This window comes from Amycolatopsis samaneae (genome assembly GCF_039541975.1).
Taxonomy (GTDB): domain Bacteria; phylum Actinomycetota; class Actinomycetes; order Mycobacteriales; family Pseudonocardiaceae; genus Amycolatopsis; species Amycolatopsis samaneae.
Map to the genome: position 1 here is coordinate 57699 of NZ_BAABHG010000003.1, position 19091 is coordinate 76789.

The window sequence follows — 19091 nt, forward strand, 5'->3', positions numbered from 1 at the left end:
GCCTCCAGGTTATCGCCGAAGAGCGAATCGGTCTTGGACGTACGCGGTGGATCGCGGCAAAACTTGAGACATGGTTACGCATACGATGCTTGTCGCCTTCGACGAGCCACTGCCCGACACCGAACTCGATCAGTACCTCACAGATATCGAACAGGCCATGCTCACCGCCGGCCTCGCGCAGTCGGTCGCGACCCGCCGGCATCTGCCGGTGCCCGGCGAGGAGGCCATTCCGGCACTGATCGCGACCGCGATCGTGCAGGTCACCGTGGCCGACCTCGACACGCTGGCGAAGGCGTTCGCCGACCCCGGCCTGCACGAGGTCATCGCCCGCTGGAAGTCGCGGCACTCCTATCGGGTCGCCTGGGCCAACCACGAGGCGATCGCGTCATGAGCGACCGGAAGACCGGGCTGGTGACCGGCGCGGGCAGCGGGATCGGCCGCGCGGCGGCGATCGCGTTCGCCCGTGACGGCGCCGCGGTCGCGGTGCTCGACATCGACGCGGACGCGGCGGCCGAAACCGTCGAGATGATCGAGAAGGACGGTGGGGAAGCGCTTTCCGTCCCCGTCGACATCGCCGAGGAAGCGTCCGTGCGGGCGGCCCTCGAACGGACCGTGGACGCCTGGGGCGGCCTCGACTTCGCGGTGAACAACGCCGGGATGGCCTCGCACCACCGGCGGCTCGACGAGATGACGCTGGACGAGTTCGAGCGCGTGGTGCACGTCAACCTGGCCGGGACGTTCCTGTGCATGCGGTACGAACTGCCGCTGCTCGAAGGCGGCGGCGCGATCGTCAACGTCGCCTCCAACGGCGGCCTCTACTCGATCCCGCGCGCCCCCGCCTACGTGGCCGCCAAGCACGGCGTCGTCGGGCTCACCAAGGCCGCCGCCGTCGACTACGCGCCGAAGGGGGTCCGCGTCAACGCCGTCTGCCCCGGCCCGACCCGCACGCCCGGGTTCGAGCAACTGGCCGCGGGCACCGACATGATCGCGGCGCAGGAGGCGATCACCCCGCTCGGCCGGATGGCCACCCCGGAGGAGGCCGCCGCGGCCGCGGTCTGGCTCTGCTCGGACGCCGCGTCCTACGTCACCGGGATCGCGTTGTCGGTCGACGGCGGGCGGCGCGCGTGAAGGTCGTCGCGGTCGAAGAACACGCGTCCACCGAGGCGTTCCTGCGGGTCGCGCACGGCCTGGACGTGCTGCCGGGCGACGAGCTCGAAATGACGTCGATGCGCACGGTGGAAACCGCGCCCGGATTCCGCGCCCGGCTCGTCGACCTCGGCGTCCGGCTGCGGGAAATGGACGCGCTCGGGCAGGACATGGCAGTGCTCAGCCTCAACCCGCCCGGTGTCCAGCCCTACGCCGCCGCCGACGCGGTGCCGCTGGCCCGCGAGTTCAACGACGCGCTCGCCGCGATCGTGCGGCGGCACCCGGCCCGGTTCGGCGGCCTGGCCACGGTGGCGCCGCAGGATCCGGCGGCCGCGGCCGCCGAGATCGAACGCGCGATGGGACCGCTCGGGCTCAACGGCGTCATGATCAACTCACACACCGGCGGCCGGTACCTGGACGAGCCGGAGTTCGCGCCGCTGCTGGCGGCGGCGCAGGCGCACCGGGCGCCGATCTACCTGCACCCTCGTGTGCCGAGCATGCTCGCGGCCTACCGCGACCACGGCCTCCCCGGGGCGATCTGGGGTTACCAGGCCGAGGCGGGGTTGCACGCGATGCGGCTCATCCTCAGTGGCACGCTGGATCGCTATCCGGGACTGACCGTCGTGCTGGGGCATCTTGGCGAAGGCATCCCGTACTGGCTGCGGCGGATCGACAACCGGCACGCGTTCGCCGCGCGGACGGCCGGGGCGGCCACCCCGATGCCGCGCCTCTCGCTCACCCCGAGCGAGTACTTCCGGCGCAACTTCGTCCTCACCACCAGCGGGATCGACGATCCGGACGTGCTCGGGCTCGCCCTGCGCGCGGTCGGCGAGGACAACGTCATGTTCGCCATCGATCACCCGTACGAGGATCCGGCTGCCGCCATGGCCTTCCTGCGGGCCACGCCGCTGAGCGACCAGCAGCGCACGGCGATCGCGCATCGCACCGCCGAGCGCGTGTTCGGCCTCGCCCCACCTGGAGTGTCCGCAAAGGACACAGGGACGCCGACGTGAGCACGTCACCCTCGCCCCTGCCGTGGAGGGCCATCGCGATCGGGCTGGCCGTCATGACGCTGGAGGGCTACGACCTCGTCGCCTTCGGCGCGACGACGCCGCTCCTGCTCCGCTACCAGCCATGGCACCTTTCCCTGTCCACGCTGGGGGTGCTGGGCAGCCTGACGCCCGTGGGGATGCTGTTCGGCGCCCTGCTGGCCGGGCAGCTCACCGACCGGTACGGGCGGCGGCGGACGACCCTGGCCAGCCTCGCGGTGGTCACGCTGGGCATGTTCGCGTGCGCGCTCGCCCCCGATCCCCAGCTCTTCGGCGCCAGCCGGTTCGCCGTCGGGCTGGGGGTCGGCGCGGTCTACCCCGCCATGGGGCCGCTGTTGTTCGAGCTGGCCCCGGCGGCGCGGAAGAACCTGAGTTCCGCGATCGTCCAATGTGGAGTGACGATCGGTGGGGCGCTCGCCGCCCTCGTGGCCACCACGGTGCTGCGCGGGCCGGGCTTCCGGCCGGAGTACGTCGTCGGCGGCGTCCTCGGACTGGCCCTGCTGCCCGCCGCGTTCCGCTGGCTGCCCGAATCCCCGGTGTACCAAAGGAAAGAGCCTCAGCCGACCGGCGGAATGCGGCTAGTGGTCCGGCCGCCCCACGCGCGGACGACGGCGTTGTTCTGCCTCCTGGTGAGCTGTTCGTTCCTGCTCATCTTCGGGATCAACACCTGGCTGCCGCAGCTGATGCAGGCCGCGCGGTATCCGCTGGGGTCCTCGCTCACCTTCCTCGCCCTGCTCAACCTCGGCGCGACCGTCGGTGGGCTCGCGATCGCGGTACTGGCCGACCGGGCGGGCTCGAAGGGCCCGATCATCGCGTGTTTCGCCGTCGCCGCGGGCGCCGTGGTCGCGTTGAGCTTCCGATCGGCGCCCGCCGTTCTCGCCGCGCTGGTGCTCGTCGGCGGCGCGGGCGCGTTCGGGGTGCAGGGACTGCTCAACGTGTACATCGCCCGCACCTACCCGGCGTCGGCCAGGGCCAGCGCGACCGGTGTCGCGCTGGGGATCGGCCGGATCGGCGCGATCGCGGGACCGGCACTGGGCGGCTGGATACTCGCCGCCGGCTTCGCGCCGCGATGGAACTTCGTGCTCTTCGCGGTACCGGCGCTCCTCGGCGCCGTCCTCACCCTGGCCGTCCGGCCGGGCTCACGACGGCAGGTACGCGCCGATCCAGCGGGTCAGCTCGGCGAAGACCGCTTCGCGGACGGGCGGCGGTGACAGCACGAGGTCGTGCAGGCCGCCGTCGACGCGGACGAGGGTCAGATGCGGCCCGAGGCCGGTGGACCGCCGCGCGATGTCCCGGACGTCGAGCACGGCGTCGGCACCTCCGACGTAGGTGTCCTTGCCGGGTTTCACCGACCTCGCCGAGAGCATGACGAGGATCGGGACGTCGATGGCGAGCCCGGCGCGCACGCGGCGTTGTCCCTGGCAGATGGCGGCGAGCCAGGCGGTCCGCACCGGGAAGCCCTCGACGGGTTTCCAGGCCAGGTCGAAGTCCCATTCGCCGCCGAAGCGGTGGTGCAGGCTCTGCGCGTAGGCCGGGGAGACCCCGGCGGGCAGTTCGGCCAGCGGGCGGGCGCGCCGCAGGGCGGTGGCGAGCGCGCCCGCCGCCGTCCGTTTGAGGAGTGGCTCGGGCAGCTCGAAGAACGGGCTGTTCAGGAACAGGCCCTGGACCAGCCCCTTGCCCGCGGACCGGTGGGCCCACAGCGACGCGATGAGCCCGCCGGTGGAATGGCCGTTGAGCAGCAGGACGTCGTGCTCGGCGCGGACGATCCGGACGGCCTCGTCGATTTCCGGGAAGTACTCGGCGAGGTCGCGCACGAAGTTCGGGGTCTGGTGCCCGCGCAGTGACCGGCCGTACTTGCGCAGGTCCAGCGCGTAGAAGTCGAAACCCAGCCCGAGGTAGAACTCGGCGAGGTGATCCTGGAAGAAGTAGTCCACGAAGCCGTGCACGTAGAGCACCGCGCGGCGCCGGGCCGGGGTGGCCCGCCTGCTGACGAGCGTGGCGACGACCTCACCCTCGTCGTCGGTGCCGAGCGGGATCTCCACCGCTTCGTAGTCCGGCCCGAGCACGTCCGCCATGGGGTCCTCCAGTCACGCGTTTCCGTCCACTGAGGACCATCGTGGCGGTAACCGCGCCCGGCGGCATCCTGGGGTCGGTGGTCCGTGAATGCCACATTGAGGGAATCAGAGTCCCTCAATGTGGCATTCACGGACCGCCGGGGTGGTTAGCCCGCGGTGCCGCCGCCACCGGTCTGCGGCGCGCCCTTCGGCTTGATGATCGGCGTCCGCCCGGCGGGCTGGGCCGAGCCGTTCCCCGGGGCCGGGACGTTCGTCGCCGGTGGGGTGCCGGTCGGCGGGGTGCCGATGATGGTGAACTGGATCTCGCCGATGATCGGCGTGCCCTTGCACTTCAGCGTGGCCGTGTACTTGCCCGGCGTGGTGATCACCGTGGTCGTCCCGCTGAACCGGCCGAAGTTGCCGCCGCGGGTCCACCGCAGCGGTTCGGCGAAGCCCGGCGACGTCGCGGGACCCTCGGCGCCACCAGGGCAGCCGGTGATGGTGTCCGAGCCGCCCGAGATCTCGCCGCCCGGCTGGACTTCCAGCGGATACAGGCCCCACGACGGGGGCTGGTGCGGGAGGACGGTGAACCGGGTGGTCAGCGTCTTGCCGTCGCAGGTGCCGGTCGCGGTGTAGGTGCCGGGCGTGGTGACCGCCGTGCCGTTGCCCCACAGGTTGTTCCGGTCGCCGCCGACCGCGACCAGGCTGACCGGTGCGGTGAAACCGGGCGAGGTGACCGACGAGTACGTGTCGCAGCCGCCGTGGAAACCGGTGCCGAAGACGGCTCCCGGCCGGACTTCGGTGGGGTAGACCGTGAGGGTCGTGCCTGCGGCCGCGGCCGCCACCGGTGCGCTCGCGAGCGCCATGGTCACGGCGGCCAGCGTCGTCAACGCCGTTCTTCGGGTCATGTCGTTTCTCCCCGTCACGCGTGTGTGATCGATGCCGCTTACACGCGTGAGTGACCCGTCCGGTTGCCCTCGCCGATGGTCAGCCATTCGGGACCAATCCGGGTACCGTCCGGGCGCGAACTACTGGTGGAGGTCGTGGTCCGGCGGGGACCGGCCCAGGTGGTGAGGACACGTATGGGTAAGCGCGCGAGCTTGTCCGCGCACGAAGGCGGCGGCGCCGAGCCCGATCTCGCGGGGCTGCTGCTCCGGGTGGCGACCGGGGACGAGGCGGCCTTCGCGGAGGTCTACGACCTCATGGCGGGTGCGGTCCTCGGCCTGGCGGTCCGGATGATGCGGGACCGGGCGCAGGCCGAGGAGGTCGCGCAGGAGGCGCTGGTGGACGTGTGGCGCCGCGCCGCGCACTACTCACCCGAGCGGGGGAGCGCGCGGGCGTGGGTGCTCACGATCGCGCACCGGCGGGCGGTGGACCGGATCCGGTCGGAGTACGCGGCGGAGCATCGCGAGGACCGGGCCGGCCGATTGGAAGAACGGCGCCCGTTCGACGCGGTGTCCGAATCGGCGCTGGCGAACCTGGAACACGAGCGGGTGCGGGGATGTCTGTCCGCGTTGACCGAGTTGCAGCGCGAGTCGATCGTGCTCGCCTACTACAACGGCTACACCTACGTGGAGGCCGCGCGGGTGCTGCGGACACCGGCCGGGACGGTGAAGACCCGCATCCGGGACGGCCTGATCCGGCTGCGTGACTGTTTGGGGGTGGCGTAGTGGACGCCGAGATTCATGTGCTGACCGGTGCCTACGCGCTCGACGCGGTGTCGGATCTCGAACGGGCCGCGTTCGAACGGCACCTGGCCGACTGCGCCACCTGCACGCAGGAAGTCCGCGAGCTGCGGGAAACCGCCGCGCGGCTGGGCGCCGCGTCGGTGATCGTCCCGCCGCCCCGGCTGCGGGAGTCGGTGCTCGCCGAGGTCGCCGGGACCCGGCAACGGCCACCCGCCGTCGGCGACGGGGCACGGCGGCGACGGTGGCCGCGCGGGCTGGCGATCGCGGTCGCCGGTGTCGCCGCGGCGGCGGCGCTCGTCGTCGGCGTGCTGACCGCAGGGCTCGGCCGGACCCCGGACGCCGGTCACCGGCAGGAGGCGGCGATCAACGCCGTGCTCACCGCGCCGGACGCGGTCACCGTCAGCGCTCCCGCGCCGAACGGGACCACCGTGGTGCGGTCGCGCGCTCAGGGGAAGATCGTGCTGTTCCCCCGGGGATTCCCCGCGCTCGACCCGGCGCACGCGTACCAGGTGTGGCTGATCGGGCCCGACGGCCCGTATTCGGCAGGGCTGCTGCCGTCCGAAGTGGACAAACAGGCGCGACCCTTGCTGGCCGAGCTGCCAAGGGGCGCGGACCGCGTCGGCGTCACCGTCGAACCGGCGGGTGGCTCGCCGCGTCCGACGACACCCGCGGTCACGATGCTCACACTGTCCTGACGGGAGGATCATGGACAAGCCGGAGGAGCGGTTGCGGTGGTGGGTGGCCGCGCTGCTCGGGATCCTCGCGCTCGACGCGGCGCTGGCGGCCGGGCACCTGGTCGCGGGGTTCGTCTCGAGCAACGCCTCGCCCTACCTCGCGGTGGGCAACGGCGCGATCGACCTCACCCCGACCGGGCTGAAGGACTTCGCGGTCCGCGCCTTCGGCACCCATGACAAGCTGGTGCTGCTCACCGGAATGGCGGTCGTGCTGATCGCGGTGTCGGCCGGGGCCGGGATCGCCTCCCGGCGGAGTCCCCGGCCCGGTCTCGCGGTGATCACCCTGTTCGGCCTGATCGGCGTGGTGGCGGTGGCCGCGCGCCCCGACCTCGGTGTCGTCGCGGTGGTGGCGCCGCTGGCCAGCCTGCTGACCGGGATCGCCGTGTTCGCCTGGCTGCACCGCCTGGCGAGGAGGCGGGCCGCCGCCGAGGCCGGCGTCGAGGGACCGTCCCGCCGCTCGGTGCTGCTGGCGGGCGCCGGTGTCGTCGCCGGGGCCGGAGTCGCCGGGGTGGGCGGGCAGTTGCTGGCCGGGGCCCGCGACGCGGCGTCCTCGCGGGCGGCGGTCGGACGGCTGATCCCTGCCCGCACGGCCCCGGCGATCCCGGCGGACGCGGACTTCGCGAAACTCGGCACACCTGCTTTCCTTACCCCGAACCGGGATTTCTACCGGGTGGACACGGCGTTGTCGGTTCCGCAGGTGCGTGCCGAGGACTGGAGTCTGCGGGTGCACGGCATGGTCGAGCGCGAGCGGCGTTACCGGTACGCCGACATCCGGGAACGGCCACTGGTGGAGCGCACCGTCACCATGACGTGTGTGTCCAATGAGGTCGGTGGCACCTACATGTCCACCGCGAACTTCGTCGGCGTCGACCTCGCGGATCTCCTGCGCGAAGCCGGGATCAGGCCCGGCGCGGAGCAGCTGTACTCGTCCAGTGTGGACGGATGGACCTCCGGCAGCCCGCTCGCCGCCGCGCTCGATCCAGGCCGGGGCGCGATGCTGGCGATCGGCATGAACGGCGAACCGCTGCCGCTGGAACACGGATTCCCCGCGCGGCTGGTCGTTCCGGGGCTGTACGGATACGTCTCGGCGACGAAGTGGGTCGTCGACCTGGAGGTCACGACCTGGCGGGCCCGGCAGGCCTACTGGCTCAAACGCGGCTGGGCGCGCGAAGCGCCGATCAAGACCCAGTCGCGAATCGACTCGCCGAAGGGATTCGACACCGTTCCGGCGGGAGTCGTGCGCGTCGCCGGGATCGCGTGGGCCCAGCACACCGGCGTCGACCGTGTGGAAGTCAAGCTGGACAACGGTTCCTGGCGTCCGGCGACGCTGTCCGCGGAGGTCAACGCGGACACCTGGCGCATGTGGTGGGCCGAATTCACCGTAGGACCAGGGACCCACCAGGTCACCTGCCGGGCGACCGACCGGACCGGCCAGGTCCAGACCGACCAGCGCGCCGGAACGGTTCCCGACGGCGCGACCGGTTGGCACACCATCACTTTTCTTGCACGTTAACCCGATCGTGGGCAATCCGAATCCCGGTGCGGCACCGATTACCGGACAGAACCGTGGCGCGAGCCACGGTGTCCACTTTGGAGGGATTCACGTGAACAAGATCCGTGTGACGGGAACCGTCGCCGCCGCGGCCGCGCTCCTGACGCTCACCGCGTGCGGGACCGACTCCGGAAGCGGCGGTACCAGCTCCTCGGCGCCCGCGCCGTCGAGCAGCGCCCCCACCAGCGCCTCCCCGAGCAGCGCGGCTTCGGGTGACGGCGTGACGACCAACGCCGATGTCTTCGGCCCCGCGTGCTCGAAACTGCCGCAGGGAAACGCCCCCGGCAGCCTGGACTCGATGGGCCCGATGCCGGTCGCGTCGGCGGCCTCGACCAACCCGCTGCTGACCAAGCTGGTCGCGGCGGTCAAGGCCACCAACCTGGTCGACACGCTCAACAGCCAGTCCGCGATCACCGTCTTCGCGCCCGCTGACCCCGCCTTCGACGCACTCGGCGACGCGAAGTTCAAGGAACTGGCCGCCCATCCCGACCAGCTCGCCCCGATCCTCCAGTACCACGTCACCGGAAAGCGTTACGACGCCAAGGGCCTGGCCGCCGCCGGTACCGTGAACACGCTGAACACCTCGGGCGGCCCGGTCAAGATCGAAGGCACCGGCGAGAACATGACCGTCAATGGCGCGAAGATCCTGTGCGGCAACATCCCCACCAAGAACGCCACCGTCTTCGTCATCGACAAGGTCCTCACCCCCGGCAAGTAGCCCGCGGCGCGACCGGGCCGGGGTACGTTTCGCCCCGGCCCGGTCGCTCCTGCGGAACTCACGTGTCGTCGGGCAACGCGGCGAGGTATTCCTCGACGCGTTGCGCGTCCTGGTGGCGATGGTGGGCCTCGAACAGCTGGATGGACCGCCGCCACAGGTACCTCGCGTCCTCGTGGTGGCCCAGTGCGCGATGGGTCAGGCCGAGGTATTCGAGGGTCTCGGCCTCGCTGTAGGTGTGGCCAAGAGCCCGGTAGAGGACGAGGGCCTGCTGGTAGCGCTCCAAAGCGAGTGCGTGCTCACCGGTGTGATAGGCGATGTAGCCCAGGCTGTCCAGCGAGGCGGCCTCGAAGTCCTGGTAGTTGTGACGGCGGGTCAGCTCCAGCGCGGCGCCGCAGTGGGCGAGCGCGGAGTCGTACTGCCCGAGCTGTGCCTGTTGCCAGCCGACCTCGTTGAGCGCGGCGGCCTCCTGGAACGGGAGGTCGAGCGTGCGGTAGAGGTTCAGCGCGGTGGTGGCGTGCTTCAGTGCCTGCCGATGGTCTCCCTGGTCGTCGTGGACCCGGGCGAGGATGTGATAGGCACGGGCCTGGGCGTCGCGGTCGTCCGCGTGCTCGGCCAGCTTGAGTGCCTGGGTCAGGTTCTCCGTCGCTTCGTCGTGCAACCGGGCATCGGCGGCGGCGTGGCCGAGTCCCCGGTGGGCCAGTATGCGGATATCGACGTCGTCGAGGTGATTCGCCGCGGTCAGGCCGGCCCGCCACATGGCCAGCTCGGCCTGAACGGGCCCTTGACGGTAGTGGAAATTGTCCAGTGCCCAGGCCAGCTGCCAGACATGGGTGTGCCGGCCGAGGCTCGCGGCGCACTGCTGGGCGGCCAGCAGCACCTGGTGTTCGGTGCTGAACCACCGTATCGCGTCGGCCAGCCGCGCCAGTGGTTGTGGCCTGGCTCCCGCGACGGGCTCGGCCAGGCTGATCGAGGACCCATGGGGTTCCAGCAGGCGATCGGCCGCGTAGGCGGTGTGGAGGTAGAAGTCCAGAAGACGCCGCTGGGATTCGGTCCGGTCGTCCTCGGAGAGATCGTGCCCGGCGCGCTCGGCGGCGTACAGCTTGATCAGGTCGTGGGCACGCCATCGACCGGGGACGTGCTGTTCCACGAGGTGCAGATCCTCCAGGGCGCGCAGCACTGTCCGGAGATCCGGGGTGGGCAGGCCGGTGAGCGCGGTGGCGGCGGACAGCCCGATGTCGGGCCCCGGAGCCAGGCCCAGCAGTGCGAACACGCGCGCCTGCCGTGGTGTCAAGGTGTTGTGGGACCACGACAGCACCGCGGGCAGGCTGCTGGCGGGATTGTCGTCGTCCAGCACGGCGAGCCGGGTGGTGACATCGCGCAGTTCGTCCGCGAGCGCGGCCAGGGGGAAACCGGGGTAGGCCGCGGCACGGTTCGCCACGATCCCCAGTGCCAGCGGGAACTGCCCGCACCGTGCGATCAGCGCCGACGCCGCGTCCGGTTCCGCCGCCACCCGTGCCCGGCCGAGCCGAGCCGCGAGCGACTGCCGGGCCTCCTCGTCGGACAGCACGTTCACCCGCACCGCACTGGCGCTGTGGCGGGTCAGGAGTTCGGTGAGCCGGTTGCGGCTGGTGATCAGCACCATGCAGCGGGAACTCCCCGGCAGCAACGGCGCCACCTGGCCGGCGCTGCGCGCGTTGTCGAGTACGACGAGCAGCTGCTTGTCGGCCACCAGGCTGCGGAACAGCCCGGTCTGCGCCTGCGGGTCGGACGGTACGGCGTCGGAGGCGACCCCCAGCGCCGCGAGGAACCCGCGCAGTACCGTCGTTGGATCTGTCGGCACCTCGGTGGGGCTGAATCCCCGCAGGTCTGCGAACAGGTGTCCGTCGGGAAACCGGTCGGCGGCGGTCTGCGCCCAGGTCAGGGCGAGCCAGGTCTTGCCCATGCCGCCGGGACCGTCGAGCACCGCCAGCCTCAGCTCTGACTCCCGGCTTGACCCCATGATCTCGTCGAGGTGGTGGAGTTCCTCGCGCCGCCCGGTGAACCCCCGGGGTGCCGCGGGCAGCTGGCGCGGCACCGGAATCGGGCTCATCGCGGCGGGCTGCTCGAAGCCCGGTTCGTCGTGCAGGATGCGCTGGTACAGCTCCTGCACCCGCGCGTTGGGTTCGGTCCCCAGTTCCTCCACGAGTGTGCGGCGCAGGAGCTGGTAGTGGTTCAGGGCGTCGGCGTGACGTCCGCTCAGATACAGCGCCGACATCAGGTGCTCGGCCAGCCGTTCGTCCAGTGGGTGCGTTTCGGCGAGCTGGTGCAGCACACTCACCATTTCGCCGTGCCTGCCGTTGCGCAGTGCCAGCTCCGCGCGATGGCTTTCGGCGGCGCGCCGGTCCTGTTCCAGCCTCCGGCGGACGGTGTCGAACCACGGGGTGTCCAGCGCTGCCAAAGGCTCGCCCCGCCACAGGGCCAGGGCTTCGTCCAGGAAGCCCAGCGCGCGTTCGTCGTCGTCGGCGGCACGGGCCGAACCGATCAGGTGACCGAACCGCACCAGATCGACCGCTGCCGGATCGATGGTGAGCAGGTAGCCCCCGGATCTGCGCTCGATGCTGATCCCGGTGATGCCCGACAGCGCCCGTCGCAGGCGGTGGAGGTACCCGTACAGGGTGTCCCGCGCGGTCTGCGGCGGGTGATCGCCCCAGACCCGGTCGACGAGCTGATCGATCGGCACCACCTCGTTCGCGTCCACGGCCAGAGCCGCGAGCACACTGCGTTGCCGGGCGGGTCCCACCTCGACGACCTCGCCGTCCACCCGGACCTCGATCGATCCCAACAGCCACAACTCGATCGGCACGGTCTTCCCCCTCGACCGTTCGTCCGCACGCCTCCCGCGCGGCCCACCAGCGGAAACCAGAAACATTGCAGATTCTTCCCAGGTTCGGCAAGCAGCGTGGTGTGCGCAAGGGGGGACTGGTGAACAACTTTCCATACAGGAGGGCAAATGAGACGGCGATTCACGCAGCTGGCGATCACCCTGGCGACGATGGCCGCGCTGACCTTCGGCAGCGCCGGACTCGCGTCGGCATCCGACGCCGACGCGCAGGCCACCACGAGGCAGAAGATCGTCAGCGTCGCGAAGGCCGAACTGGCCAACGCGGACCACAACCGCGAAAAGTGGGGAAAGAACTGCAACTTCTACAGCGGCCAGCTGGGCACCGGGACGAAGTGCGGTCCGGGGGGCAAGTGGCGAGCCGAAGCGTGGTGCGCCGACTTCCTGAAGTACGTCTGGAAAAAGGCGGGGGTCAATACCACGGGAATCGATGCGCGCGCGGCGAGCCTCTACAGCTACGGCAAGAAGCATGGGACGTGGAACAGCGGCTCCAGTATCTCGGGGGTGAAAGCCGGTGACGCCATCGTGTACAACCTGAACTCGGCAGGAACCTACGCGAAGCACGTCGGCATCGTCACGGCGGTGAACAAGACCACCGGCAAGGTCACCGTGATCTCCGGCAACTACGGCGATCGCGTGGGCGACACCACCTTCAAACCGGGTAGTTCGATCTCCGGGTACGCGGCTCCCGTCGGCTGACCGGCCATTTCGACTGAACGACTGAAAACCAGGGTTGTCCCAGCCGGTTTCCGGCTGGGACAACCCTGGCGGCGTGTCTATCCTCTGGTTGAGTCTTCAAAGGGGTCTTGAACCCTCGACCATGGAAGATTTCCCGTAGGCCGGTAGTCATCCGCCCCGAAGCTAGCGGGTGACGTTGCCTGACGCTCGTCAGCGGTCTGCGCTTGCAGGTGGGGTCGCGTCATGGGGCCTCTGGCGAGACGAACTCATGCGGCGTGCGGCCGAGCACGTCGCAAATGCTGCTTTGGAGGAGGTTTGCGCCGCTGCTGGGCTGCTCGCGAGAGCGAATACCTGGAGAGCAGTGGTTGCCGTGTCTGCCAGCGTGGTTCAAGCGCCCTTCAGCTGAAGATGCTTCGGCCCGTTCTGCAGAACAAAACTCTTGCATACTCTGCGACCGCGAATAGGTCGTTTCTGCTGGCGTCGCGCTTGTAGCCTTTGACCTCGGTGCAGCTGTGGTCACGCTTGCAATTTGGCTGGCAGCGACTCCGTCGTTTCAGAAAGTGAAGTCGTGCTGGAGCTGTACGTGGCGGGTCACCTCGATAACGTCTCGTACCGTCAAGAGTACTCCGAGTAGGACGACGAGAACGGTGACAAACCAGTTTATGGAGAGGTCCGCAGCCATGGACAGGAGGCTTAGGATCACCAATCCGAACCCGACATACGAGCCGCTTTCGCGGCCGACGTACGTCAGGTGAATACCTTCCGTGCGAAAGAGAATGGGAGCTGAGATCAGCGCTAGAGCGCCGATAAATAATAGAGATAGACTGGTGTTGCTGAGATGTGATCCCCGTGTGCTGTCGGAAGAAACAAAAAGCTGCGTCCAGGCTGCCAATGCGACCGAGCCACCGACCAGCGAGGTGTCGAGCTGGCGCTCGCTCAATCCGAGCGTGGTTTTGTGGAGGGTTTCATCGTGGTAGCCGATAAGCTTGGAGGTGGTGGTGGTCCTGATGCCTTTGGTGGCTGCTTTGATCTTGTCGATTCCATGGCCAGGTGCGGCCTTCGCACATCGGCGTAGGTAGTCAGCGATCCACACGGCACGCCCAGTTGCCAACGCTGCGGCGAAGAGAACGAACCAGGTCACGGTGCCTCCGGACATGGTGGTTTGTGACACAGGCCGCTGATCGACGAGTTTCCGTGCCGACAGGCTTTCAGTCCCAGAGGATCTTGATGGACGTATTCCAGGAACAGCAGGGCCGTCGGCTTCGCCGCGGGACTCACATCCTCTTTGGCTATGACAGCTGGAGCATTGAGGTACTCGATCAGCTGCGCTACTTGCGCTGGTGGCAGGTGGGAGGTAGTGACCAGTTTCGTTGCCGGAGTCAGGGACTGGGACGAGTGCCCCGCCAATCGGAAAGCGTTGTGGATGCCCTTGACGACCAACTCCACATCCTGCGCTCGGATGGCGTCGGCGACTTCGATGTCAACCTTGATGATCGATGCGAGCTCTTGCGAAGGCACGCTGAGGCGATGGGGAAGCGCCTGTCCAGTGGTGACCGTTCGATTGGCCTTGGCCAGGGCGCGACGGCCGATCTTGGCCGCCTGACGGTCGTCGCCCTCACTGAGTTTCCGTAGCAGTCGTACGCGTGATCTCTGCAGGTTGCGCAGCGTGGTTTGTGGCGTTGTGTTCGCCCCTCGCAAGGTCTTGTTCACGGACACCTCCGCTCTTCGAGTCGTCCGCAATTGGCTCGGTCGTTACGACCCGGTGCCTTTCCTTTACCTGGTCGTGTCCCGCGTGTGCCTTCTTAACGGTGTCTGACCTAGGCCGAACCGGGCACTCTGCGAGTCGGCGGAGGTGAGGTCGCAAGCGAGCGCCGCCTCGCTGAGCTTGATGCTGTCACCAGTGTCAAAGCTCGTATCGAGCAGGAAAAGGCTACGCAAGCTCCTGACCGGACTTGCGATAGCCACCGCGTGCGCGCTCTGTGGTGACCGATGCGCGACGAACCTCCTCGTTGCCGAGCGCATCAAGATGCGCGTGGTTTGTACAGAACAAGAACACCGCGGCCCCGGATCGCATTGTCCGCTCGCGGACCCAGGCGCGCTCGGAGCTCGACTCCGTCGAGACGTTCACGCACGCGCGGCGTCTCCGGAGCTCAAAGGTAAGCGGCGGATGACCACGGCGACGAAGGCAGAGCGCGGCGCCTGCAGCACCGCGTGAACCTATCTGCTGCGCGAAGTGGTCCGATGTGGATACTTCCACCGAAAGATGCAGAGCGCGAGCAACCGAAAGGGCACGTACTACCGGTGCACGGCACGCATGATGACACCCGGCTCCGCGCTGCTCGCCGATCACCTGAAAACCGTGAACCTCAAGAAAGCGTGGTAGTGGAGGCGCTCAATGGCTGGATCGGGCAGCTGCTCGAGCATGACAACGTCGACCAGACGGCTGCGGCACTGCTCGAGTCGGCGGGAGGAACACTGGAGCGTCCAAGAGGCCGTACGGCGCCGGAGTCGACCCAACAGCACTGGTCGAGTAGATGAACCAGGCGCAAGCAGGGCAGGCCACGGCGAGAGCCGAACTGGAGAGCACACCAGCAGAACGCGCAGTCACGGACGGGGAGATCTACGCGATGGTCGATTCGCTTGGTGACGTCGGCGCGGCACTCGCCGACACCAAGCCCGCTGGGTTGGCCCGGCTCTACCAGCGGCTGAACCTCGAACTGCGCTACGAATCAAAAGAGCTGGCCGTCTACGCGACGACCAGCCCGGGTGTAGATAGTGCGTGTGTCCGAAGGGGGACTTGAACCCCCACGCCCGTTAAGGGCACTAGCACCTCAAGCTAGCGCGTCTGCCATTCCGCCACTCGGACCTGCGTAGTAGGCAGTATACATCTCGCCGGTAACGCAGCGGAGCGGGCCCCGGTCAGGTGGCCACGGCGGCGGCCGCGGGCTGGCGCATGGCCAGGCGCGCGGTGATCGCGGTGACCGGGACCAGCAGCAGGCCCACCAGGGCGGCGCTCGCCAGCAGGACCCACAGGGGGCCGGAGGGGAGTAGCTGTCCGCTGGAGACGGCGATGGGCCAGACGGTGAGCGCGGCGATGATCGCGCCGGTGCCGTAGCCGAGTACGCCGACCAGGCCGACTTCGCGGTACAGCATGCGGGTGACCTCGCGGCGGGTGGTGCCGGTCAGGCGTTGCAGGCCGAATTCTCGTCGCCGGTCGAGGATGGCGACGGCGAGGGTGTTGATGGTGGCGAGCGCGGCGTAGGCGAGGGCGAGCGCGGCGATCAGGTAGTTGATCGACGCCTGGACTCCGAGGCCGGCGTCGAACTCGGCGCGGAGCAGTTCGGTGCCGCCGACGGCGGCGGCCGCGGGCAGTTCTCGACGGACTTCGGCCGCGACGGTCGCCGGATCGGCGGTGCGCAGCAGCAGATCGGGGGCGAGCCGTCCGGTGGTGTGTGCGGCGAGGACCTCGGCGGGCAGTACCAGCTGTTCGTAGCCGCTCGGTTGTTCCAGCAGCGCCACGACCTCGGCCTCGATCCGGGCCCCGTCGCCCAGGCGGACGGTCACGCGGTCGCGCGGGTGCACGCCGAGGTTTTCGGCCAGGGTGAGGGGAAGCGCGACGGTGCCGGGGCGCAGGTCGGCGAGGGTGCCGTCCCGGACGTCGCCGGTGTAGACGGGGTCGCCGGTGGGGCGGCTGAGGCCGATGAGGCGCAGGGGGTCGCTGGTGTGCGCGTCGTCGAACGGCTTTTCCAGCCAGCCCTGGCTGGTGACCAGTTCGCTCGCGCCGCGCACGCCGGGGAGCCGGGACAGCCGCTCGGCGGTGCCCGCCGGGACACCGCCGGTCACGACGACGTCGGCCTGCAGCCGGTCCAGGTACGCCGCCCGCGCGGCGTCGTCCTGGGTGGTCTGCGCGTAGATGTTGCCCAGCGCGATCGAGGTGGCGATGGTGATCGGGGTGAGCACCGCGCCGTACTGCACGGCGCGGACCCGCAGGTTGACCGTGGCGAGCCTGCCGGTCGCGGTGCGCTGTGCCCGGCCGTACCGGTTCGCCACGCGCCGCACGACGAGCGGGCCGACCAGCGCGACGGCGATCGCGCCGGTGAGCACGGCCGGGCCGCCGAGCGCGCTGGAGTCGGCCGGGCTCATGAACATCGTCGCGACGGCGAGCCCGGCCGTGCCGATCGCCAGTATCGCGGCCAGTACGCGGCGCAGCGGGTGCACGCGCACCTCGGGCAGCGCGGCCTCGCGCAGTGCTTCGATCGCCGACACCCGCTCGGCGGGACGGGCGGCGAGCCGGGTGGACAGCCACACCGCGCCGAGCGCGATCAGCACTCCGGCGGCGTAGGTCAGCGGGCCCTGGTGGAACTCCAGCCCGGCCGGGATCACCTGGCGGGAGCGCAGCTGATCGGCCATCGTTCCGCCGGTGACGAGGCCGAGCACGGCGCCCGCCACGGCGCCGAGCGCGGCGACCACGAGGGCTTCGGTCATGACCAGCTTGCGGGCCTGCCCGGGAGTGGCGCCGGTGGCGCGCAGCAGGGCCAGTTCGCGGTGCCGCCGACGGATCGACAGCGTCGTGGTCGCGGCGACGACGATGGCCATCATCACCACGAGCAGCCCGCCGAACGCGCCGGCGAGGATGAACAGCGGCAGCCTGCTCCCGGCGACGCCGACGAACTCGGCGCCGCCGCGCTCGTCCCCGGTCCGGACGGTCACGTCGGCCGGTAGCGCCTGACGCAGGGTGTCGGCGAGCGCGGTGGCCGAGGTGCCGGGGGCGGGATACACGCCGAGGACGTTCGGGGCGTGCCCGCGCGCGTCGGCGAAGAACAGCGCGGCCGCGTTCACCGGGCGGTCGGCGCGGGCCAGGCCGGTGACCAGGTAGGTCGCGGGAGTGCCGTCGACGGCCACCTGGATCCGGTCCCCGGCGCGGGCTCCGGCCGCCGCGGCGGTGTCCGCGTCGAGGACGACCTCGTCGGCGGCCGCCGGGGCCCGGCCCGTCAGGGTGTAGGGGGTGAGCGCGGCGGCGGACCAGGCGTGCCCGGTGGCCGGTTCGGCACCCCGGGTCACCGGGCCGTCCGGCCCGAGCGGCACGGCGGGGAACGTGGCGTCCCCGACGGCGCGGGCGACACCGGGGACGGCGGCGACGCGCGGCAGCAGCGCGGGGTCGAGCGTCGGCCGCTCGGGCAGCGCAATGCTTTCGGAGTGGTCGGCGAACTCGTACTCGCCGGGCCCGGCGACGACCACGGGCGCGCCGTCCAGCCGTTGCGGGGGCGCGTCGAGCCGGATCGCGGTCTCCAGCACGCCACCGCAGGCGATGACCAGCCCGGTGCCGATGACCACGGCGAGGAAGGTGGCGAGGACGGCGGCGAGCCGGTGCCGCACGGAGGTGAGGGCGAGGCGGATCATCGAAGGCTCCCGGTACGGGCGGAAAGGCTGCTCAGCCGTGCGATGGTGGAGGCGATGGTCGCGGCGTCGGCGCGGCCGGTTTCGGCGGCGACCCGGCCGTCCACCAGGTAGAGCAGCCGGTCCGCGTAGGTGGCCGCGACGGGATCGTGGGTGACCATCAGTACGGTCTGGCCGAGCGTGCGCACCTGGTCGCGGAGCAGTTCCAGCACGGCCGCGGCGGTCTGGGTGTCCAGCGCGCCGGTCGGCTCGTCGGCGAACACGACCGCGGGCCGGGTGAGCACGGCCCGCGCGATCGCGACCCGTTGCTGCTGCCCGCCGGACAGTTCGGCGGGCCTGCGGCCGGCCAGCGCGGCCAGCCCGACCCGGTCGAGCACCTCGGACACCTGGTTGCGGTCGATCTCGCGGCCGGCCAGCAGCAGCGGCAGCGACACGTTCTGCCGGACGGTCAGCGCGGGCATCAGGTTGTAGGCCTGGAACACGAACGACGCGTGCTCGCGGCGGACCCGGGTCAGCGAGGTTTCGTCCAGCCCGGACAGGTCGACGCCGGCGAGGGTGACCGATCCGGCGTCGACCCGGTCCAGCCCGGCGGCCACGTGCAGCAGGGTGCTCTTGCCCGATCCGGACGGGCCCATCACCGCGGTCAGCGACCCGGCCGGGCACGAGGTCGTCACGTCGTCGAGGGCGAGCGTCGCGGTGGGTCCGTCGCCGTAGCGGCGGCTCACTCCGCTCAGCACCACTGGGGGCTGGTTCACCAGTCCTCCCCGTCCTGGTCGGCGGAACCGTTGCGCGCCGGGGAAACGGCGACGGTGGCGGTCCGGGGTGCCGGGCGGTGGTTGCGGGCGGCCACGCGCAGCCCGGCGGAGATCGCCCCGCCGACGCAGCCGAACCACAGCCACCACGGCCCGTCGAAGGACGAGCTGATCAGGCAGACGAGCAGCCAGACGACGAAGGTGGCCGTGGTGCCCGCCAGCCAGACGAGGGTGACGGCCCTGGCCACGGTGTCCAGTGCGGACGGTGTCGTGTTCGGACGGAGCAGGCCGGACAGAGCGGCGGTGGTGGTACGCATGGTGTCGGCTCGTTTCGGTGCCGGGTAAGAACTTCTGACACCAACGAGATTAGGAACGCGGGGCGGCGCGGACAGGAGGACTGAACCCCCGAGAGGGGGCGGAAAACAGGGGGGTTAGACCCCCTGTG

General features: G+C 70.3%; 18 protein-coding genes and 1 tRNA gene. 10 read left to right on the forward strand and 9 right to left on the reverse strand.

Annotated elements, in window-relative coordinates:
- Positions 1 to 70: 70 nt before the first annotated feature.
- The 4 genes from ABD987_RS07350 to ABD987_RS07365 are packed head-to-tail and all read left to right on the forward strand — an operon-like array spanning position 71 to position 3406.
- On the forward strand, positions 71 to 391 hold the full coding sequence (locus tag ABD987_RS07350) for a hypothetical protein (protein WP_345388437.1): 321 nt from the start codon (positions 71 to 73) through the stop codon (positions 389 to 391).
- Positions 388 to 1128, forward strand: coding sequence for an SDR family NAD(P)-dependent oxidoreductase (locus ABD987_RS07355; RefSeq protein ID WP_345388439.1), 741 nt, complete (start codon positions 388 to 390; stop codon positions 1126 to 1128). Before ABD987_RS07350 ends, ABD987_RS07355 begins: the two co-directional genes overlap by 4 nt.
- Positions 1125 to 2159, forward strand: a complete 1035-nt coding sequence (locus ABD987_RS07360; protein ID WP_345388441.1) for an amidohydrolase family protein — start codon at positions 1125 to 1127, stop codon at positions 2157 to 2159. The genes ABD987_RS07355 and ABD987_RS07360 overlap by 4 nt, the downstream gene beginning before the upstream one ends.
- Positions 2156 to 3406, forward strand: coding sequence for an MFS transporter (locus ABD987_RS07365; protein WP_345388443.1), 1251 nt, complete (start codon positions 2156 to 2158; stop codon positions 3404 to 3406). Before ABD987_RS07360 ends, ABD987_RS07365 begins: the two co-directional genes overlap by 4 nt.
- Here the strand turns inward: ABD987_RS07365 and ABD987_RS07370 are convergent.
- Positions 3335 to 4270 (reverse strand): alpha/beta hydrolase, encoded by a 936-nt coding sequence (locus ABD987_RS07370; protein WP_345388445.1) that lies wholly within the window; start codon positions 4268 to 4270, stop codon positions 3335 to 3337. The genes ABD987_RS07365 and ABD987_RS07370 overlap by 72 nt on opposite strands.
- Positions 4271 to 4416: 146 nt before the next feature.
- Positions 4417 to 5157: a hypothetical protein gene (locus tag ABD987_RS07375; protein ID WP_345388447.1), complete on the reverse strand. Its 741-nt coding sequence runs from the start codon at positions 5155 to 5157 to the stop codon at positions 4417 to 4419.
- A gap of 174 nt (positions 5158 to 5331) precedes the next feature.
- Between ABD987_RS07375 and sigK the strand changes: the two genes are divergently transcribed.
- The 4 genes from sigK to ABD987_RS07395 all read left to right on the forward strand — a co-directional run bounded on the left by sigK (position 5332) and on the right by ABD987_RS07395 (position 8941).
- A complete protein-coding gene (sigK, locus tag ABD987_RS07380) occupies positions 5332 to 5919 on the forward strand; it encodes an ECF RNA polymerase sigma factor SigK (RefSeq protein ID WP_345388449.1) in 588 nt (195 codons plus the stop codon).
- Positions 5919 to 6632, forward strand: coding sequence for an anti-sigma factor (locus tag ABD987_RS07385; RefSeq protein ID WP_345388451.1), 714 nt, complete (start codon positions 5919 to 5921; stop codon positions 6630 to 6632). The genes sigK and ABD987_RS07385 overlap by 1 nt, the downstream gene beginning before the upstream one ends.
- 10 nt (positions 6633 to 6642) lie before the next feature.
- Positions 6643 to 8184 carry a molybdopterin-dependent oxidoreductase gene (locus ABD987_RS07390; protein WP_345388453.1) on the forward strand — a complete coding sequence of 514 codons (1542 nt, stop codon included), beginning with the start codon at positions 6643 to 6645 and terminating at the stop codon, positions 8182 to 8184.
- Between the two features lie 91 nt (positions 8185 to 8275).
- On the forward strand, positions 8276 to 8941 hold the full coding sequence (locus tag ABD987_RS07395; protein ID WP_345388455.1) for a fasciclin domain-containing protein: 666 nt from the start codon (positions 8276 to 8278) through the stop codon (positions 8939 to 8941).
- Between the two features lie 58 nt (positions 8942 to 8999).
- Here ABD987_RS07395 and ABD987_RS07400 read toward each other — a convergent pair whose 3' ends face one another.
- Complete coding sequence (locus ABD987_RS07400) at positions 9000 to 11783, reverse strand: AfsR/SARP family transcriptional regulator (protein ID WP_345388457.1); 2784 nt, start codon at positions 11781 to 11783, stop codon at positions 9000 to 9002.
- Positions 11784 to 11972: 189 nt separating this feature from the next.
- Here ABD987_RS07400 and ABD987_RS07405 point away from each other — a divergent pair, with 189 nt between their 5' ends.
- Positions 11973 to 12518 carry a CHAP domain-containing protein gene (locus ABD987_RS07405; RefSeq protein ID WP_345388459.1) on the forward strand — a complete coding sequence of 182 codons (546 nt, stop codon included), beginning with the start codon at positions 11973 to 11975 and terminating at the stop codon, positions 12516 to 12518.
- Positions 12519 to 13050: 532 nt separating this feature from the next.
- On the opposite strand, the gene ABD987_RS07410 is transcribed toward ABD987_RS07405, so the two are convergent.
- Positions 13051 to 13638, reverse strand: coding sequence for a hypothetical protein (locus tag ABD987_RS07410; RefSeq protein WP_345388461.1), 588 nt, complete (start codon positions 13636 to 13638; stop codon positions 13051 to 13053).
- Positions 13635 to 14207 carry a hypothetical protein gene (locus ABD987_RS07415; RefSeq protein ID WP_345388463.1) on the reverse strand — a complete coding sequence of 191 codons (573 nt, stop codon included), beginning with the start codon at positions 14205 to 14207 and terminating at the stop codon, positions 13635 to 13637. The genes ABD987_RS07410 and ABD987_RS07415 overlap by 4 nt, the downstream gene beginning before the upstream one ends.
- 917 nt (positions 14208 to 15124) lie before the next feature.
- Here ABD987_RS07415 and ABD987_RS07420 point away from each other — a divergent pair.
- Positions 15125 to 15298, forward strand: coding sequence for a hypothetical protein (locus tag ABD987_RS07420; protein ID WP_345388465.1), 174 nt, complete (start codon positions 15125 to 15127; stop codon positions 15296 to 15298).
- On the opposite strand, the gene ABD987_RS07425 is transcribed toward ABD987_RS07420, so the two are convergent.
- The 4 genes from ABD987_RS07425 to ABD987_RS07440 form a co-directional block, all read right to left on the reverse strand.
- Positions 15280 to 15363, reverse strand: a tRNA-Leu gene (locus tag ABD987_RS07425). The genes ABD987_RS07420 and ABD987_RS07425 overlap by 19 nt on opposite strands.
- A gap of 53 nt (positions 15364 to 15416) precedes the next feature.
- Positions 15417 to 17897, reverse strand: coding sequence for an FtsX-like permease family protein (locus tag ABD987_RS07430; protein ID WP_345388467.1), 2481 nt, complete (start codon positions 17895 to 17897; stop codon positions 15417 to 15419).
- On the reverse strand, positions 17894 to 18649 hold the full coding sequence (locus ABD987_RS07435; RefSeq protein ID WP_378214264.1) for an ABC transporter ATP-binding protein: 756 nt from the start codon (positions 18647 to 18649) through the stop codon (positions 17894 to 17896). The genes ABD987_RS07430 and ABD987_RS07435 overlap by 4 nt, the downstream gene beginning before the upstream one ends.
- Entirely contained in the window at positions 18646 to 18963 is a 318-nt protein-coding gene (locus ABD987_RS07440; RefSeq protein WP_345388469.1) for a hypothetical protein, read from the reverse strand. Before ABD987_RS07440 ends, ABD987_RS07435 begins: the two co-directional genes overlap by 4 nt.
- Between the last annotated feature and the right edge of the window lie 128 nt (positions 18964 to 19091).

What these genes read in the sequence shown, in the direction of transcription:
- ABD987_RS07420 (WP_345388465.1), top strand. Translation starts at nt 15,125, where the DNA reads ATGGTCGATTCGCTTGGTGACGTCGGCGCGGCACTCGCCGACACCAAG.
- sigK (WP_345388449.1), top strand. Translation starts at nt 5,332, where the DNA reads ATGGGTAAGCGCGCGAGCTTGTCCGCGCACGAAGGCGGCGGCGCCGAG.
- ABD987_RS07375 (WP_345388447.1), bottom strand. Translation starts at nt 5,157, where the DNA reads ATGACCCGAAGAACGGCGTTGACGACGCTGGCCGCCGTGACCATGGCG.
- ABD987_RS07390 (WP_345388453.1), top strand. Translation starts at nt 6,643, where the DNA reads ATGGACAAGCCGGAGGAGCGGTTGCGGTGGTGGGTGGCCGCGCTGCTC.
- ABD987_RS07355 (WP_345388439.1), top strand. Translation starts at nt 388, where the DNA reads ATGAGCGACCGGAAGACCGGGCTGGTGACCGGCGCGGGCAGCGGGATC.
- ABD987_RS07440 (WP_345388469.1), bottom strand. Translation starts at nt 18,963, where the DNA reads ATGCGTACCACCACCGCCGCTCTGTCCGGCCTGCTCCGTCCGAACACG.
- ABD987_RS07370 (WP_345388445.1), bottom strand. Translation starts at nt 4,270, where the DNA reads ATGGCGGACGTGCTCGGGCCGGACTACGAAGCGGTGGAGATCCCGCTC.
- ABD987_RS07405 (WP_345388459.1), top strand. Translation starts at nt 11,973, where the DNA reads ATGGCCGCGCTGACCTTCGGCAGCGCCGGACTCGCGTCGGCATCCGAC.
- ABD987_RS07350 (WP_345388437.1), top strand. Translation starts at nt 71, where the DNA reads ATGGTTACGCATACGATGCTTGTCGCCTTCGACGAGCCACTGCCCGAC.
- ABD987_RS07430 (WP_345388467.1), bottom strand. Translation starts at nt 17,897, where the DNA reads ATGATCCGCCTCGCCCTCACCTCCGTGCGGCACCGGCTCGCCGCCGTC.